At 44.7% G+C, this 18,914-nt stretch carries 11 protein-coding genes and 1 pseudogene; 8 read left to right on the top strand and 4 right to left on the bottom strand.

The window, feature by feature from the left end; all coding sequences use genetic code 11:
• Positions 1-40: 40 nt before the first annotated feature.
• Positions 41-7,540, top strand: a pseudogene (locus AACS90_RS12290) (amino acid adenylation domain-containing protein); the annotation flags it as partial.
• Positions 7,537-9,228, top strand: a complete 1,692-nt coding sequence (locus tag AACS90_RS12285; RefSeq protein WP_099122932.1) for a cyclic peptide export ABC transporter — start codon at positions 7,537-7,539, stop codon at positions 9,226-9,228. The pseudogene AACS90_RS12290 and the gene AACS90_RS12285, both read left to right, overlap by 4 nt.
• On the opposite strand, the gene AACS90_RS12280 is transcribed toward AACS90_RS12285, so the two are convergent.
• The 3 genes from AACS90_RS12280 to AACS90_RS12270 all read right to left on the bottom strand — a co-directional run bounded on the left by AACS90_RS12280 (position 9,206) and on the right by AACS90_RS12270 (position 11,973).
• Positions 9,206-9,610, bottom strand: a complete 405-nt coding sequence (locus AACS90_RS12280) for an ASCH domain-containing protein (RefSeq protein ID WP_193757254.1) — start codon at positions 9,608-9,610, stop codon at positions 9,206-9,208. The genes AACS90_RS12285 and AACS90_RS12280 overlap by 23 nt on opposite strands.
• Before the next feature lie 612 nt (positions 9,611-10,222).
• Complete coding sequence (locus AACS90_RS12275; RefSeq protein ID WP_099122930.1) at positions 10,223-10,585, bottom strand: nuclear transport factor 2 family protein; 363 nt, start codon at positions 10,583-10,585, stop codon at positions 10,223-10,225.
• Positions 10,586-10,689: 104 nt separating this feature from the next.
• Positions 10,690-11,973: an aspartate aminotransferase family protein gene (locus AACS90_RS12270; protein ID WP_371635590.1), complete on the bottom strand. Its 1,284-nt coding sequence runs from the start codon at positions 11,971-11,973 to the stop codon at positions 10,690-10,692.
• Between the two features lie 195 nt (positions 11,974-12,168).
• Here AACS90_RS12270 and AACS90_RS12265 point away from each other — a divergent pair, with 195 nt between their 5' ends.
• From AACS90_RS12265 to AACS90_RS12240, 6 genes are all read left to right on the top strand, one after another.
• The gene (locus tag AACS90_RS12265) at positions 12,169-13,071 is read left to right on the top strand and encodes a LysR family transcriptional regulator (RefSeq protein WP_099122928.1); all 903 of its coding nucleotides are present in this window, start codon (positions 12,169-12,171) and stop codon (positions 13,069-13,071) included.
• Positions 13,072-13,294: 223 nt separating this feature from the next.
• Positions 13,295-14,266 (top strand): hypothetical protein, encoded by a 972-nt coding sequence (locus AACS90_RS12260; RefSeq protein WP_099122927.1) that lies wholly within the window; start codon positions 13,295-13,297, stop codon positions 14,264-14,266.
• A gap of 37 nt (positions 14,267-14,303) precedes the next feature.
• A complete protein-coding gene (locus AACS90_RS12255; RefSeq protein ID WP_099122926.1) occupies positions 14,304-14,702 on the top strand; it encodes a hypothetical protein in 399 nt (132 codons plus the stop codon).
• Positions 14,703-14,826: 124 nt separating this feature from the next.
• Positions 14,827-15,483 carry an ankyrin repeat domain-containing protein gene (locus AACS90_RS12250; protein WP_099122925.1) on the top strand — a complete coding sequence of 219 codons (657 nt, stop codon included), beginning with the start codon at positions 14,827-14,829 and terminating at the stop codon, positions 15,481-15,483.
• Between the two features lie 82 nt (positions 15,484-15,565).
• On the top strand, positions 15,566-15,979 hold the full coding sequence (locus tag AACS90_RS12245; protein ID WP_228860611.1) for a DUF2946 domain-containing protein: 414 nt from the start codon (positions 15,566-15,568) through the stop codon (positions 15,977-15,979).
• Positions 15,980-16,102: 123 nt separating this feature from the next.
• On the top strand, positions 16,103-18,214 hold the full coding sequence (locus AACS90_RS12240) for a TonB-dependent receptor domain-containing protein (RefSeq protein ID WP_099122924.1): 2,112 nt from the start codon (positions 16,103-16,105) through the stop codon (positions 18,212-18,214).
• A 157-nt stretch (positions 18,215-18,371) separates the two neighbouring features.
• On the opposite strand, the gene AACS90_RS12235 is transcribed toward AACS90_RS12240, so the two are convergent.
• A complete protein-coding gene (locus AACS90_RS12235; RefSeq protein ID WP_099122923.1) occupies positions 18,372-18,863 on the bottom strand; it encodes a MarR family winged helix-turn-helix transcriptional regulator in 492 nt (163 codons plus the stop codon).
• Positions 18,864-18,914 lie beyond the last annotated feature (51 nt).

The following is an 18,914-nucleotide window of genomic DNA, read 5'->3' as shown; positions in this document are numbered from 1 at the left end:
GCAGCTATTACAGGGACAGGCGGACACGCTGTCTCCCCCCTTGCCGTACCGCAATTTTATTGCCCAGACCCTGCGCGTACCGGCCTCAGTCCATGAAGCGTACTTCCGGGAACGGCTGGCCGGGATTGATGCGCCTACCGCGCCGTTTGGCCTGCTCAATGTTCAGGGAAGTGGCGCTGACGTGACAGAAGTCCGTTTATCTCTGGATAAGACACTGGCTCATACTCTGAGGATGCAGGCACGTCGTTTAGGTGTCAGTCCCAGTGTATTGTTCCATGTGGCCTGTGCACAGGTACTGGCCCACACCAGTGGGCGTGATGACGTGGTGTTCGGCACCGTATTACTGGGGAGGATGCAAGGCACGATCAACGTGAGTCAGGGGATGGGGATGTTTATCAATACCCTGCCGATCCGGATAGCCCTGAAAAATCTCAGTGTGCTGGATGTAGTAAAGGCGACCGCAGGAGATCTGGCGGTCTTGCTGACTCATGAACAGGCTCCGTTAGCTTTGGCTCAGCGTTGCAGTAATGTCATCCCTCCTATGCCTCTGTTTAATGTTTTGTTTAACTATCGTCACAACTCGTCAGACTCTATTGAAAATTCTGTTTGGGGAGACGTGCGTCTGCTGGTATCAGAAGAAAAGACAAATTATCCTCTGGCCCTCGCGGTAGATGATTCAGGGGAAGATTTCGATTTGGTAGCCCAGTCTGTAACCGGGATAGATGCTGAACGAATAGTCAATTACTTGCACACTGCGATCAGCGAGTTGACTGAAGCGCTGGTCACTGAACCCCGGCAGCTCGTACGGGAACTGCCTGTTCTGCCGGAGTCTGAACGTCAGCAGTTACTGGTCGAGTTCAATGACACGCAGGCTGACTTCCCGCAGGCTGCTCTGATCCATGAACTGTTTGAACAACAGGTGGTAGAAACTCCAACAGCTATCGCTATCGTGTTCAAAGAACAAAAACTGAGCTACGACGAGCTTAATCGCCGGGCCAACCAACTGGCCCATTATTTAATTAAACTAGGTGTGAAACCGGATGATCGTATTGCCGTTTGTGTTGAACGTGGTCCGGACATGGTCGTAGGATTATTGGCTATTCTGAAGGCAGGTGGTGCTTACGTTCCCCTTGACCCGGCCTATCCGCGGGACCGCCTGAGTTATATGCTTCATGATGCTGCTCCGGTCGCTCTGCTCACTCAATCCACCCTGACGGAAAAACTGGATAATCAAGTACCAGCTATCCTGCTTGATGAATCTGTTTTATATGCTCCTGATGACATGCCAGATACAAACCCTGATCGTCGGGCATGTGGGCTCAACTCACGCCATCTGGCCTATGTGATTTACACCTCCGGTTCAACTGGTCAACCGAAGGGAGTCATGATTGAACACCGTAGTCTTTGCAATTTAGCCTTGTATCATCTGGATATTTTGGCCGTAAAACCGACTGACCGTGTCCTGCAATTTGCTTCACACAGCTTTGATGCCTGTATTTCAGAGTGTTTTATGGCTTTGCTGAGTGGTGCCAGTCTCTATCTTGCTGAGCGTGCAGATATCCTGCCCGGCACCGCCCTGTTAAGAACTTTAGAAACTGATGCCATTACGCATGTGACGCTGTCACCCACTGCATTGGCCGCGATGGATGCCCTCCCTGCCACTTTAAAAACGCTGATTACAGCTGGCGAAGCCTGCCCACTTTCGCAAGTCAAACGCTGGTCTGAAGGACGGAACATGATTAATGGCTATGGGCCGACTGAAATTACGGTCTGCGCAACCACTTATCTGTGTAATAGTCAGGATGATATAGCACCGCCTATCGGTAGCCCGATAGCGAATACACGGATTTACATCCTTGATCCCTCTGGTCAACCTGCTCCTCTGGGTGTAGTCGGTGAAATTTATATCGGAGGCATCGGTGTAGCCCGAGGATATCTGAACCGCCCTGAACTGACTGCTGAACGTTTTCTGCCGGATCCATTCTCTACTGAGCCAGAGGCTCGTCTGTATAAAACCGGCGATCTGGGTAGCTGGCTACCGAATGGTAATATTGAATACTTAGGCCGTAATGATTTTCAGGTCAAACTAAGAGGATTCCGTATTGAACTGGGAGAAATCGAAAGCCAGTTATTGCAATGCCCCGGTGTACGCGAAGCAGTAGTACTGGCTCGTGAAGGAAAAGAAGAAGGAGAAAGTGTTGGTGCGCAGAAGCGGCTGATAGCTTATATCTTACCTCAGCCCAATGTTGAACTGATCCCGGCTGAATTGCGGCGGCAATTAATGCAGCATCTGGCTGAATTTATGATCCCCAGTGCCTTTGTTATCTTAGATGCTTTCCCGTTGACTCCGAACGGCAAACTTGATCGTCAGGCTCTCCCCGTTCACGAACAGTCAGCAGTCATCACCCGAGACTATGAAGCACCAGTGGGTGATGTGGAAAAGGCACTGGCAGAAATTTGGCAGGAATTACTGGGACTGGAACGGGTTGGCCGTCACGACCATTTCTTTGAGCTGGGCGGACATTCGCTGATCGCGGTCAGCCTAATTGAACGGCTACGCTGCCGGGGATACGCGCTGGATGTACGTAGCATCTTTTCAGCACCACGACTTACAGATATGGCGCAGACAATACAGATCCGGCAAAACATACCTGATTCTGTGGTCCCACCTAACCACATTTCCGCCGATTGTACCGCCATTACGCCTGATCTCTTACCCTTGGTGACGCTGTCACAAGAAGAGATTGACATTATTGTCGCAACTGTTCCCGATGGAGCTGCCAACGTACAGGATATCTATCCCTTATCCCCTTTACAGGAAGGTATTCTGTTCCATCACCAGTTGCAGGAAAATGGCGATGCTTACCTGTCACACAGCGTACTGGCTTTTGATACCCGCTCGCGTTTGGAGGCTTTCCTTGATGCCCTGCAACAGGTTATCGATCGCCATGATATTCTGCGGACGGCTTTTTACTGGCAAGGCTTGAGCCAACCTGTTCAGGTAGTCTGGCGACAGGCGAAATTGTTAGTAATGCCATTTATTTCCACATCAGCAGAGAATATCCCGGCACAACATATTCTGGCACAGCTACAGGCAAGCATTCCCTCTCGGCTGGATATCAGTCAGGCACCGTTGTTCGCTGCCAGTACTGCCCATGATGCGGACAGTGACGAATGGCTGCTAACGCTGAGTTTTCACCATCTGGTCAGTGACCATGTCACACTGGAATTAATCATGGATGAAATCCAACACGTATTACAGGGACGAGAGGGATCCCTGCCGGTACCATTGCCGTACCGCAATTTTATTGCCCAGACGCTGAGTGTACCGGCTTTGGTACATGAAGATTACTTCCACCAGCGGCTGGCCGGGATTGATGAACCCACCGCCCCGTTTGGTTTACTGGATGTACAGGGCAACGGGCAGGCGATCACCGAAGCCCGCTTGCCGCTGGACAGCGCGCTGGCACATACCCTGCGTTCGCAGGCCCGCCAGTTGGGGGTCAGTCCCGGTGTGTTGTTCCACGTAGCCTGTGCGCAGGTATTGGCCCACACCAGCGGCCGCGATGATGTGGTCTTCGGCACCGTATTATTGGGCAGGATGCAAGGCACAACGGGAGCCGATCAGGTGATGGGGATGTTTATCAATACCCTGCCGATCCGGATATCCCTGAGCACTCAGAATGTACGGGAAGCTGTGCTGACCACGTCGCGGGATTTGGCTACCTTGCTGGAACATGAACAGGCCCCGCTAGCACTGGCGCAAAGATGTAGCGGCGTTATGCCGTCGCTACCCCTATTCAACGTCTTGTTCAATTACCGGCACAGCCCGTCAGACACAGGTGACAATTCTGGTTGGATAGGTATGCGCGTGTTGGTCTCTGAGGAGCGGACGAACTACCCCATTACTCTCTCGGTGGATGATCACGGGGACGGTTTCACGCTGGCTGCTCAGACAGTGAATGGAATCGATCCTGATAGAATAGTGCATTATCTGCACACTGCCCTCAGTGAACTGGCGGATGCGCTGACCGCTGACGCTCAGCAATCGGTGCTCAACTTATCTATTCTGCCGGCAGCAGAACGTCAGCAGTTACTGGTGGATTTCAACGCCACACAGGCCGATTTTCCACAGCATGTCCTTATTCATGAGCTGTTTGAACAACAGGTCGCCCGGACACCTGATGCCCTTGCCGTGCAATTCGAAGAACATTCCCTGAGTTATGATGCCCTCAATCGTAAAGCTAACCAACTAGCGCATTACCTTATGACGTTGGGCGTCAAACCGGATGTTCGGGTAGCTATCTGTGTTGAACGCAGCTTAGATATGATGGTAGGAATATTGGCAATTCTCAAAGCCGGAGGTGCGTATGTGCCTCTCGACCCGGCTTATCCATCTGAGCGGCTGGCTTATATGCTGGCTGATTCTGAACCCGTGGCCTTGCTGGCCCAGACAGAGCTGGCGGGCTTATTCAGCCATCTGATCTCCACGGTGCTGCTTGATAGCCAAACATCGCTTTTGGATATCCAGCCTGACCATAATCCCGATACAACCACATTGGGGCTGAATTCACGTCATCTGGCTTATGTCATTTATACCTCCGGCTCCACCGGACAGCCCAAAGGAATTATGGTGACTCACCGCAATGTCATCAATCTGTATACCGGGCTGCAATCGATGATCGATATCACACCACCGTGTCGCACCGCACTGAATGCCAGCATTGTGTTTGACGCTTCGGTACAGAGCTGGCTGCAATTGCTGGCGGGCCATACACTGGTCATCATTCCGGAGGCTATTCGTGCCAATGGGATACAGCTTTGGCATTATCTGGCGCACCACGCGGTGGATCTGTTTGATTGCACTCCCGTGCAACTGCAATGGCTACTGAATGCGGGGTTAGGTACCGATACGGATTATCAGCCCAAACTGGCGTTAATCGGCGGAGAGGCTATTTCTCCTGTCTTATGGTCGCGTTTGCAACAGATAAAAATGTCCCGTTTTATCAATGTCTACGGCCCAACAGAATGTACCGTTGATACGACTTTTTGTGTGATAGATCATTCACTGCCGTCTCCCAGTATCGGTCATCCGATAATCAATGCCCGAATTTATCTTCTCGATGATTATGGTCAGCCTGTGCCCCTTGGCGTCACTGGCGAGATTTATATCGGAGGGGCGGGTGTCGCCCGGGGATACCTGAACCGGCCTGAACTGACCGCAGAGCGGTTTGTGACCGATCCTTTCAGCTCGCAGCCTGATGCCAGAATGTATAAAAGCGGTGATTTAGGGCGCTGGCTACCAGATGGCAATATCGACTATCTGGGGCGTAACGATTTTCAGATCAAACTGCGCGGTTTTCGGATTGAACCGGGTGAGATCGAAGCTCAGCTTGTCCAGTGTTCCGGTGTAAATGAAGCTGTGGTAATAGTGCGTGAAGAGCTTTTGGTAGCTTATCTCCGCCCACATTCCGGTATTGAACTGGTGCCGGCTGAATTACGTCAGCAACTGACTCATCGTTTGACGGAATACATGATCCCCAACGCCTTTGTGATACTGGATACCTTCCCGCTGACCCCCAACGGCAAGCTCGATCGCAAGGCGCTGCCCGCACCGGACTTATCCGCCGTGATCACCCGGGATTATGAAGCACCGATCGGTGACGTGGAAATTGCACTGGCACACATCTGGCAGGAGTTACTGGGGCTGGAACGGGTCAGTCGTCACGATCACTTTTTTGAGCTGGGTGGTCATTCGCTTATCGCGGTACGGTTAATAAACTGCATGAGCAAGCAAGGCATGGCGGTATCACTGGCAACATTATTCTCTTACCCGATATTATGTGATCTGGCTCAGGCGATTAATAGTCAGTCAGCTAAACCAAGCTCTCCTCTTGACGCCAATCCAGTGCCTTTAAGCCCTGACGGTCATTTACCGCCATTATTCCTGATACACGAGACCACAGGTGATCCGCTGGTGTATTCGCGACTGGCAACTTTGCTGCCAGCCGAACTGCCCGTTTATACATTGCAGGCGATGGGTCTACACACAGTGGAGAATCCACCAGCGTCCATTGAGGAGCTTGCTACTTACCATATTGATGCTATTCGCCGGATCCAGCCGCATGGCCCTTATCGTCTGGCAGGCTGGTCCATCGGAGGAACTATCGCTTACGAGATAGCCCTGCAATTGGTTAGCGATGGCGAAAAAATCGATTACCTTGGCATGATCGATTCTTATAACTTAGATTCTTACAATTTCAGTGATCATGAAACAGACTGGCAGAAAGATATCAATCTGCTTATCCAGTCTCTGAATAATTACGGAGAGCAACCTGATGGAGACGATTCGGATGATCTTTATGATTTCCGTGATTGTGAAGCTCTGCAATGGTTGCCTGCGGACGTTAAAAAAGAGGATATTCTCTTCCGCTTGAATACCCAGAAACTGATCCTGCAACTTGAGAAAAAATATAGAATTTCTGCTTCCTCTCTCCCCATTCATCTCTATACCTGCGATGATTTAGCGGCCGGATCCGACTGCTGGCATGGCTGGCACGACATTGTTAGTGACCGCTCTGAACGCCACCCTATTGGCGGAGGGCATTACACCATCATGCAGCCGCCCTGGATAAACCATCTGGCCGATTCAATGACTGAGCATTTACTACCGGTTTCTTACTCACCGCACATCATTATTCAACATGGAGATGACTCTGTTTCACCACTTTTCTGTATTCCCGGCGCAGGTGCCAGTGTTTCCAGTTTTATTGAGCTGGCATTAGCCCTTCCCCCACAGTTGCCTGTCCATGCTTTGCAGGCTCGTGGCCTGATAAATACAGACCTCCCGCCTTATATCAGTGTGGAAGGTACAGCTCGCGCTTACATTAAGGCAATTCGTCAGGCACAGCCTCATGGCCCCTATTATCTGCTCGGGCACTCTTACGGCGGCTGGCTGGCTTTTGAAATAGCATTACAATTACAAAAGCAAGGGGAAGAGATTGCAGCTCTTACTCTTATTGATTCCGATGGGCCTGAACCACAGGAGAGCACTTCAAAAAACAGCCCTCCTAAGGTTATCGACCGGATTGAAACGTTAATGAGTCTGATTGATATCTACAACATGATGCTGACTCAGCCATTAACGCTAACAAGGCAGGATTTCGAGAATCTGACTGAAGACGAACAGATCATTCTCTTGCTTCAGGCTTTGGTCGATGTAGAGCTATTCCCTGAAAATACAGAGAAACCTTTGTTACAGGGTATCGTTCAGGTTATGCAGGCCAACCTGAACTCAAGCTATACACCCCAAAGCTGCTATAACGGCCCCGTTTATTTGATTAATGCCCAAGGGGAGAATATTGATGAAATAGCTACTCGAGAAAATATCTGGCGTCAGTATATGACTCAGTTAAATACTGAGATCGTGCCTGGTAATCACATGACTATGCTATCCAATCCTCAGGTGAAACAGCTGGCGACTTTGCTGTGGAAAATTCTGCGGGAAAAATTAATGACCGAGATACCGGAGCAGAAATGATGACGTCAACCATTAAACAACCGGCTTACCGGATTTTGTTCTCACTTTTACATCGTTCACGTTGGATCCTGTTCATTGCCATTTTAGCCAGTATTGTTAATGGCATTTCCAACGTTTTCCTCATCACGTTGGTTAACAGAATAGTCACCACGTCTGGCAATAGTTATCACTTACTCGCCGTATATTTCTGTATTATTGCAGTGCTGGCTATTGTCAGTCATGTAATGAGCGGGGTGATTTTCGCCAGACTCAGCCAGAATACCATCGCAAGGATGCGTGAGTTTATCTCTGAGCGTATTACCCGTGCTCCTTTTCGCCAGATAGAAATACTGGGCGCTTCCCGTGCCCAGTCTATTATCACCGATGATACAACCAATGTTTCACTGTTGTTTTTCACCCTACCCAATATCGTGACGCAGAGTTCCATTATACTGGGTTGCCTGATCTATCTGGCTTGGCTGTCATGGTCAGTGTTTTTTCTTGTGTTAACGGTGATAGTGATTGGCTCACTTGGTTATGCTATCGGTGGAACCAGCGCGCTCGCATCACTAAAAGCAGCAGGTAAGTCACAGGATCGCCTGTTCAATCATTTCAACGCCTTATTTACCGGAGCGAAAGAGCTAAAGTTACATTTTTCACGCGCTCAGGCTTTCTTCACCCATTCACTTGGTCGTGAAATTGGTGCGGTTAGACAGCATCGTATCCGTGCTTTCAGTGTTTATGCCTTTGGTGCCGGCTGGATGTATCTTCTATTTTATATATTTCTCGGGCTGGTTATTTTCGCTCCGGCGGTAATAGCGGGACTGAAAGTCACTACAATCGCAGGTTACGTGATTGTCTTTCTGTTTATATTGATGCCGCTGGATAGTCTGCTGAACAGTATTCCATCACTGAATGCGGCTCGCGTATCGCTAAACCGCATCGGTTATGTTCTGTCTGAACTGACTGAACAGGATCACTTGGACGAGCAGGTTTCTGCCAGTGAATTTGGTGAAGCTAACTTACTGCAACTGTCAGGCATTACACACAATTATTATCGTGAGAAAGAAGACGATATGTTTCAGCTTGGTCCAATCGATATGACGCTTAAACGCGGAGAAATCACTTTTCTGATTGGCGGTAACGGCAGTGGGAAAACAACACTGGCCAAACTGTTAAGCGGGCTGTATACACCGGAAAACGGCACAATTACTGTTGACGGAAATTTGATTACTGATAGTAACAGAGCTAACTATCGTCAGCTGTTCTCCGCCATTTTCTCGGATTTTCATCTCTTCGAAACACTGATAGGTCTGACTGATACAGATTCAGTACTGGATGCACGAGCAAACGCCCTGCTCGCTAAATTACATTTGGAGCACAAGGTTAAAATTCAGGATGGTTGTTTTTCAACTCGTGAGCTTTCACAAGGGCAGCGGAAACGCCTCGCCTTAGTGGTTGCTTATTTGGAAGATCGGCCATTCTATCTGTTCGATGAGTGGGCCGCTGATCAGGACCCACTATTTAAGATTGTATTCTATCAGGAACTATTGCCCGAATTGGCGGCACGCGGTAAAGCTGTACTGGCTATTACTCATGACGACCGTTTTTTCCATTTAGCCGATCGTTGCATCAAGCTGGAAAATGGTCAGCTGACCGGGCAGAAATCTGATATACATAATGGCGTTACAGAGCATCAATCACTTTGAATTCGATGACAACAACTTCCATTTCAGGTGAAAATGAGCCTTCACGTTCAAAGAAATGTTGATGTTCCTGTTGCCAGTGCTTCACCGAACGATCTCCCTCGCCTTCTTTCCAGGCGAGTTCGGTTGTCATTTCTGAGAATTTTATGAGGTGTAAGGCCATCACTCTGACAACACAGGCTGGCGTATCTTTGCTGTTCAATACAATGTATTCATTACCAATTAAAATACTGCTGCCACACTGTTTATAGGAGGAAAATGAACAGCTGGTTGCAGTTTTAATTTCTTTGGAGACTAATTCAGCAAGAACGTCCTGTAGTTCAGGTGAATCACCAAACTTCCAGTGTTCTGCTGCCGGATATTTGTTTTTGACCATATTCATCATTTTATGAGATTCCATCGTTACAACTATTATGTGACAACTACTATTAGCGGCAATATTTTCACTTAGGTCTTTGCCATAAGGAAGAAGACCTGGGAACTATATTTGTGTTACGTGAAATTAAAGCCAAAATACCACTAGAAAAAAGTAAAGACAGCTTTTCTAAATGAGAAGTATGTTGGCGATGATCCCACGCCTCTTCTCCTGCCCGCTGCACTTTTACTCCAATTTTATGGTAACACTTATATGCGCTGGCTATTGCCCACGCATGCGCCTATAAAAAAGGTACAAAGTATATTATTAATGTTGCAAAAGATACCAAGACTACTCAGAACAAAAAACAGAGCAAGTGATAGCAATACGGCGAGCGGTATGAGTGTTTCTGTTTTCAGAGGGGACTTGTTACTGGGCAGGTTATGAATATCACTGTTCTGATCGTAAGAGCCGAATTTAGTTCACTCGAATCCGGAGACAAAGCCAAACAAAGCCCAAATGGGTTACAGGGCCTTTGCTTAGCATCAAATTTATATTGGTCAGAAACGAGATGGAAGCCACCTCACCAAGTTATAAAACCGTGTTCTATACAGTGGGTATTGGTGGGACATTTCCGAAAAACTAAATCAGAGGAGTGTAGAAAAAGGTTTTCCTTTTACTTAACAAATGATTGTCAAACTGACAAAAATCACAAAACGAAAGTTCAATATTCTCCTTGTTTTTTAATGTACCAGAGAAAACACCGCTAAATACAGAGAAACTTCCTTCGGTGACTATATTTGTTATTGTATGTTTACCCTTTAGCACTACTCTTTCTTTCGAATAAAAATTAAATAAAGACTCCTTCCCTTGAATTGTAGAATAGCCGGGTCGTTCATATACAACATCTTCGGTGACAAGGTTTAAAATATTATTAAACTCTCTGTTATCAATGAATTCAAAAAATTCATATACCCATTTACTACGCTTTGCGTTATCACTCATGTATTTTATCTCTCCGTTTTACTTCGTCTGCTAATTTTTTGATAGTTGTATATTGAAAGAAATCAACAAATTCTATAGATAAAGTCGAATAGGACTCTTTCCCTTTATTTAACCTGATGCAAAACATCACCTACTGCATTGAACATCCGGTCAAGGTCTTCAGGTTTAGCATTAAACATCGGGCCGAACTGGAGCCCATCGCCACCAAAGCGAACATAAAAACCGGCTTTCCATAATGCAATTCCAGCTTCAAAAGGACGTATCACGCCATCGCCATTCCGTGGTGCAATTTGGATGGTACCAATCAGCCCACAGTTACGAATATCAACAACGTTAGGGCAATGCCTAAGTTCATGCAGGATTTTTTCAAAATGAGGCGCTAATTCAGCAGATTGTTGGATCAGGTTTTCCTTTTCCAGCAATGTTAACGTTGCCAGACCAGCGGCACAGGCTACAGGATGAGCAGAATAAGTATAGCCATGACTGAATTCAATCATATGCTCAGGAAGAGGTTGTGACATGAATGTGTCGTAGATCTTACTGGAGACAACAGCACCACCAAGAGGGATTGCACCATTTGTAATCTGCTTTGCAAAAGTAAGAATATCCGGAGTGACACTAAAATATTCAGCCCCTGTCCAGCTCCCTAAACGGCCTAATCCGGTAATAACTTCGTCAAAAATAAGCAGGATATTATGTTGAGTACATATTTCCCTTAAACGTTGCAGATAACCCTGTGGCGGAACAATCGCACCGGCAGATCCGGCAACAGGCTCGACAATAACAGCGGCGATATTACTGGCATCATGAAGTTCTATCAGTTTCAGTAGTTCATCAGCCAGTTCAGTACCGCCAGTTGCCGGAACGCCTTTAGTAAATGCCATATTGCTTTGTAAGGTGTGTGACAGATGGTCAACTTCCATCAACTGACCGAACATCTTGCGATTTCCGCCAATACCGCCAAGACTTGTTCCTCCGATATTAACACCGTGATAAGCGCGCATTCTGCCAATCATTCTGGTTTTAGTCGGCTGCCCTTTTATCCGCCAGTAAGCTCGGGCTATTTTCACCGCTGTATCAACAGATTCCGAACCTGAATTGGTAAAGAATACATGGTTTAAATCACCCGGCATCAGACTGGCGATTTTATCTGCTAACCGAAATGATAGCGGATGAGCATGCTGGAAACCGGGTGAGTAATCTAATGTACCTAATTGTTCAGAAACGGCCTGACGAATTTCTGAGCGTGAGTGCCCGGCTCCGCAAGTCCATAAACCAGATAAACTATCGTAAATGCGGCGACCTTTATCATCCGTCAGCCAGTGACCATCCGCAGAGACGATCATGCGTGGGTCTTGCTGAAAATGACGATTGGCACTAAACGGCATCCAGTGTGCTTTTAAATTCAGATCCTGGGATGGACTAACATGGAAGGAACGAGTTTGAACGGTATTGCTATCTGACATTTTTTTAACTCCTCGCACGAAAATGTAACAAAAAGTCATCACAGTGAGTTTGCAATAAAACGATATTCAAGTTAAATCTTATTTATTGAATCATTAGTAATGAGTTTACTCACGTAAATGAAACCTGCAAATTTTAGGCAAGTAACTGATTTTGATTTGAAATTATTACGTATATTTAAGATCGTTGCAGAATGTGGCAGTTTTTCTGCGGCTGAAAGCCTGCTCGGTATCACTCGTTCAGCAATCAGCCTTCATATGGGGGATTTGGAAAAGCGTTTGGGCATGCGCTTATGCCAGCGTGGTCGCGCTGGTTTTTCTCTGACTGATGAAGGGAGGGAAATTCTGCGAGCCAGTGAAACTATGATGGCGTCAATTGAAGAATTCCGCCAGTATGTCAATCAAATACATAAGCAGTTACGGGGAGAGTTTAATATCGGCATTATTAATAACCTTGTCACACAACCAATGATGCGGATTACTAACGCGCTGGAGCGCCTGCGTTCAGCAAGTGACAATATTCTGATTAATATTAGTATGAGTACTCCGACAGAAATTGAACGAGGTATATTGGATGGAAGATTACAGGTGGGCGCCCTACCTTTGATTACACCATTGTCGGGATTAAATTACTTACCACTCTATAATGAACGGTCATATCTTTATTGTAGTAATAAACATAAAGCATTTCTGCTTGCGGATAACTTTGATACTGAGCAATTAAATCAACTGGATGCTGTTATTCCCGGCTACCGTACAGGCACTGAAGCCATGAATCACCATAAGTTGCTGAACAGCGCGGCAACAGCATCTGATCGCGAAGGCATCGCATTTTTAATTCTTACCGGTAAGTTCGTGGGATTTATTCCGGATCACTACGCTCGTATTTGGGTAGAGAAAGGTTTTATGAGGGCACTGTTACCTGAGCAAATTTATTATGATTCTAAAATCTCAATCGTGACACGCAAAGGCAAACGAACGAATGCTATTCTTGATTTTTTTTGGTTAAATTGGGGAAGTTGAAAAAATAACCCTATAATTTATTAAGGAAAAGTCATTTCTGATGATGTTTCATTCATAATAATTAATGAAGCATTATAAATTTAATACAATCACTTTAAAAATTCATATTAAATATATCATTTGAGTATGATATGGTAGTTCTGGTTTTAAATTTTTCAAGAAAAAAATTAAACCATAAAAAATATCATTATCAAATTAACTTACATTGAGTGGGTTAAATGTCATGATAAAAAAAACCTCCTTCATGAAATTATTTTTTAAATTATCAATTATCTTTCTTTTTGCTAAAATTTCCTCCGCTGAAGAAATAATTAAATATAGACTTGATGCAACACAACTAAGTAACGACCAAAATTATAATCCTGTCAGTGCTTATGACGGAAGCATTATTTATGCTATACCTCCCGGAGGAGCTATAGCGCACGTTGAATTTGATGATGAAGCAACTCATAGAATTGACTACACAGATCAAATTGAGCTGGCTGTAGATTTCTGGAGAGCGTTTATTCGTAATATATATCCGCAATTAACTATTAGACAAGTCCGTCCCGGAGAACAAGCTAATTTTTTCATAGGGCACTCTGCATCACTAAACATCATAGCGGGAAGAGTAGGTTTTGAGCCTGCCATCGCCTATATTCCAAATAGCGAAAATATAAACACCACCGTTATGGGAGAATATAATCTGGCTAACCAATACGGAATATATATTGATAACTTCATAGTTGGAATAAATGAAAATACAATCTCATTTATAATGAGAACCTTTAGAGATGTTAATAATCGTGGGGAAGCAGTAAAAAGATACATGTATATGTTATTGGTTAGGCATTTGGGATACAGTCTTGGCTTCGTACCTGATGACCCTAATGTGCGTTTATTCCAAAATGACATACCTTGGTATTCTCCTGAGCTTTATTATATATCATTAAATGACAGTGCAACACCTCGACTTATGTATAGGAATAATACATTTGATTACATTCAAGATTTAGTCAACTTTAATGATGAAGAAGATGCCTTTGATATTCATGATATACATATTTCACCTCAAGAAGAAATAGTAGCAAGAATGTGTTTGAATACTTACGGTAATATTGTTTTAAATAAAGAAGATAAGGATCTATACCAGTTGTGCAATACTAAAAAAATAACATCCCCTTTAATTGCGCGTATCATGGCAATATTAGGATAAATGAACGATAATTGTAAATCGGAGTAATCGATTAACCATGAAAATGAAAGTATTTCTATTAACAATAGCGTTATTTCAATTATTCTTTTCAGTCATAACAAAGGCTGATGATGAAGATGTATTTAAATGTCGAAGTGGACTTGATACTGCATATACAGGCTATATAACTGGAATTGCCATGGGATACCACGGAGGTTCCAATAACAAAGTTACTCGTATTATACTGATGTTTACTACCGATAAAAATACTCCTGCTAAAGGAGTTATGACCCAGTCAAATTATAATGATCCAGGAGGTCCTGGTTTTTTATCACTCCTACAAACAGCCCTTCTTACCGGGCAAAAAGTGAGTATTGTATGTAATGGTAATTGGGTTCAAGGAATATGGTTAGGTGAAGGAGCCGATGTATCTTCAGTTCCGAAAGGGTTACCATAAAAATAGGTAAAACAGCACAATTTATACAGAAATTTATTGTTCTTTTTTTAATGTGACTCAATAATAAATATATTTATTACACGTATTCTCAACTTACATCTCTACGTTAATTAGGTATATTAAGATGAAATTTAAATATATTCCAATTTATTTCACTTTTCTTTTTTGTTTGTTAAATGTCAACGTGTATGCAAACCCTTTGCATGATGCTGTCAATCAGAACGATATAGAAACCGTCAAATCCCTATTGAATGATGATCAAACTTTACTTGATGAGCGTGACGGGCAACAGCGCACTCCTCTCATGCTGGCTACACGGAATAATTATGCTGCGATTGCTATTTTCCTTATTCAAAGCGGTGCAGATGTCAATGCTAAAGATAGACAGCTCGATACGCCTTATTTGCTGGCCGGAGCACAGGGGTACAATAAAATACTCATTGCAACTTTACATCATGGCGCGAACCTGAAAGATACCAACCGCTATGGAGGGACTGCGCTGATCCCCGCCGCCGAAAAAGGGCATCCTGAAACTGTACAAATCCTGCTGGATGCTGGTGTTAATCCTAATCACATTAACAAATTAGGATGGACGGCGTTAATGGAAGCTGTCGTATTAGGTAATGGTTCTTCGGTTTATGTCGACATTATTGATCGGCTCATTAAGGGCGGTGCTAATGTTAACATACCGGATAAAAACGGGGTTACTGCGCTTACTCATGCTCGTCAGCGTGGATATAAAGACATCATTAAACTATTGGAAAGTGCTAACGCCAAATAATCAGAGAAAAATTCTTTAACAAAATCAGTAAAAATACAGTAAGATTGGCGCCCAATCGTTAGTATTGATCCGGATCAATAGTTTGTTATCACTTTTTCATCTATCACAGCGCCGAACTCCTGCCTGGATTGCCTTACTGGCAATTCTGATGCTGTTCATTGCTCCAGTGGTATCAAAAACACTGGAACATCATCGCGGTGGTATGAAAAATGAAGCATGTCATGGTATGCCAATGCCTGATATGCAAAATAGTCATCATCAATCAGACAGCATGAATCATCATGGCGTTGATCATGTTCATATGGGGCTGATGGATGATATTGCCTGTGGTTATTGCCAGCTATTGATTAACCTGCCGTTATTGTCAGGTTCGTTTATTCCTTTCATCTTGTTGACGCTGACGATTTCCCGTGCGCCACCAGCCCCCCGCTTTTCTGGCCCGGCTATCCGGCTGTTCTATGGTGAGTCACAACCACGCGCACCACCCCTTAATTAATTCGCTTATCTGAATAAATAAATCATCTATTTTCCTTGCCTGAAATCATTTTTACAGGGCAAGTTGGTATTGTTTTAAACAAATTCAAAAACAGGATTTGTGATTAATTAAGGAATATTTTTCATGTCTGCTACACAATTGTTTCGCGCATCGCCTTTGGCTACGGCTTTAGCTATCGCACTCTTTATTCCAAATGGTATGGCTGTCACAAAAGAACGTGCTGAAGAGACAAAAAATTTAAACTCAGTTCGTGGAAATGTAGCCTATGAAAGTGAATCAGTCATTACCGTAACTGCTCCGGCTGTTTCGCCCCTGAATATTTTTTCCTCACTTAAAACTCCCCGTCAACCCGTCCCCGCCAGTGATGGTTCAGATTATCTGAAAACCATTCCGGGATTTTCTCAGGTTCGTAGTGGCGGAACTAACGGAGATCCGGTATTTCGTGGGATGTTTGGTTCTCGCTTACGAATGTTGATTGATGACGGCGAAGTTATGGGCTCTTGCCCATCACGGATGGACGCCCCAAGTTCATATATTTCACCAGAAAGTTATGATGTTTTGAGTTTGGTTAAAGGGCCGCAGACTGTACTTTGGGGACCGGGGAACTCCGCAGGAACGATTCGTTTTGAACGCTCCCGCCCACAATTTTCAGAACCGGATGCTAAAGGTAATATTAGCACAGTCGCTGGTTCTAATGGACGCTGGGATGGTAATGCAGACCTGAGTTTCGGCAATCAATATGGTTATATGCGCTTTATCGGTAATAAATCCCGTTCTAATGACTACAAAGACGGTGATGGGTATCGCATTCCTTCCCATTGGAACAAGTGGAATACGGATGTGGCATTGGGTTGGACACCGGATGATAATACCCTGCTGGAGTTAAATGCCGGACAGGGAGATGGAAAGGCTCGCTATGCTGGTCGAGCAATGGATGGTTCGAAATTCAAACGCGAAAGTTTGGGAATGCGCTTTGAAAAATCCAATATCGGCGATGTATTTGACAAGTTTGAGACTAATTTTTATTACAACGCCACCACTCATGTAATGGATAACTTATCCCGCCCTTCCCTTATAGCAATGAAAATGGGACATAGTGACAGCCATATGGGGCACGGAAATAGCCATATGAAAAGTAGCCACATGAATCATGGTAGTCATGGAGGACACGGCGGTCACGGTGGGCATGGTAATGGCATGAAAATGTCTCATCAGGTAGATCGCAAAACTCTGGGCGGACGCATGATGGGTACATGGATTTGGGAAGATTTCACATTACAAAGCGGTGTGGATATGCAGACCAATACGCACCGTAATCAATCACAAAAAGATGCCCGTTTCCGTGATTATGGTGTTTTTGGCGAACTGAGCTGGGATGCTGACGAACAAAGTAAGGTAATTGGCGGTGCTCGTTTAGATCGCGTTCTGGTGGATAGATATCCTCAAAAAATCGAGGAAAAACAGGATGAACGAACTGATACTTTACCAGCCGGTTTTGTCCGATATGAACATAACCTGAAAGAAGCTCCGGTGATGTTCTATGCCGGAGTTGGTTATACTGAGCGCTTCCCTGATTTTTGGGAGTTGTTCGCGTTAAAAGGCCATGTTTTCAATCAACTGAAAACAGAGAAAACAACGCAGTTAGATATCGGTGCTCATTATAACGATCATCATTTGCAAGGCTGGATTTCCGCTTATGCAGGTAAAATCGATGACTTTATTCTGTTCCATTATGCCGGTCAAAAAGCCGATAACGTTAGCAACATTGATGCCACTATACTGGGTGGAGAAATGGGAGTTGGCTATCATCTAAATGAAAATTGGAAAACCAATGCAAGTCTGGCTTATTCCTGGGCGAGAAATAATTCAAACCATCGTCCATTGCCACAAACTCCACCATTGGAAGCCCGCTTTGGTCTGAGCTGGGAGTCTGGTGACTGGAGTAGCAACGGTTTATTGCGTCTGGTCAGCAAACAAAACCAGATTGCGATGAATGAAGGTAGTGTGGCTGGAAGAGATTTTGAGCGCAGTGCCGGTTTTGCCGTTTTTTCTGCTAATGCCGCTTATAAGGTGACTAAAAATATGCAGGTCAGTGCCGGTGTGGACAATATTTTTAATAAAACCTATAGCGAACACCTCAATCGTGCAGGAAATGATGGCTTTGGTTATTCTGCCAATACGCCTGTTAACGAGCCGGGTCGTACTTATTGGGCCAGATTTAACGTGAAATTCTAATCTCTGACTGACCTCTCGGACTTTGCCCTGAATTAATTCGGGGCAAAGTTTCTTTTCATTTCTTAATGAACTCTTTTACTAAAGTTATTTTCACATCACATTAAGAAATATTTTTTTGAAAAGATTCTTTCAAAAGAATGAAATTATCAGACTAATCCTAAATATCTGACTCATTCGTTAGCAACCAATGACGTAAAAGCATAGCCAATTGCTCTTGCTGTTCATTCGATAATGCACTGAGAATCGCTCTTGAATTTTCCAAATGACTTTCAACCGCTTTATCGATCAAGGCTCTTCCCTCTGAAGTTAAAGAGACTTTGCAACTGCGTCGATCTTTATCATTAGCGGCACGTTCAACTAACCCACGCTGCACCATATGTTCAATACGGGTACTCATTGCACCTGAAGTTAACATAACTGACTGATACATTTCGGTTGGTGTGATTGGTGAATTGTGACGACGTAGTGTCGCAAGAATATCAAATTCAATAGCGCTCAGGTCAAAGGTTTTGAATGTTGCCTGTAATCGCTGTTCAATAATTTTATTCGCCCGGCATAAACGCCCGATAACACCCATCGGTGATGGGTCAAGATCTGGACGTTGTTGTTCCCACTGTATGAGTAAACGGTCAACGTGATCGTACTTCATGTTTTTTCCCTATTCATTTATTTTTGTGAAAAGATACTTGATAAAATTTGT

Origin of the sequence: Xenorhabdus sp. KK7.4 (assembly GCF_963876465.1) — a bacterium.
GTDB lineage: Bacteria > Pseudomonadota > Gammaproteobacteria > Enterobacterales > Enterobacteriaceae > Xenorhabdus > Xenorhabdus stockiae.
Note: the sequence above shows the minus strand (reverse complement) of the source record. Positions and strands in the feature narration are given on the sequence as shown.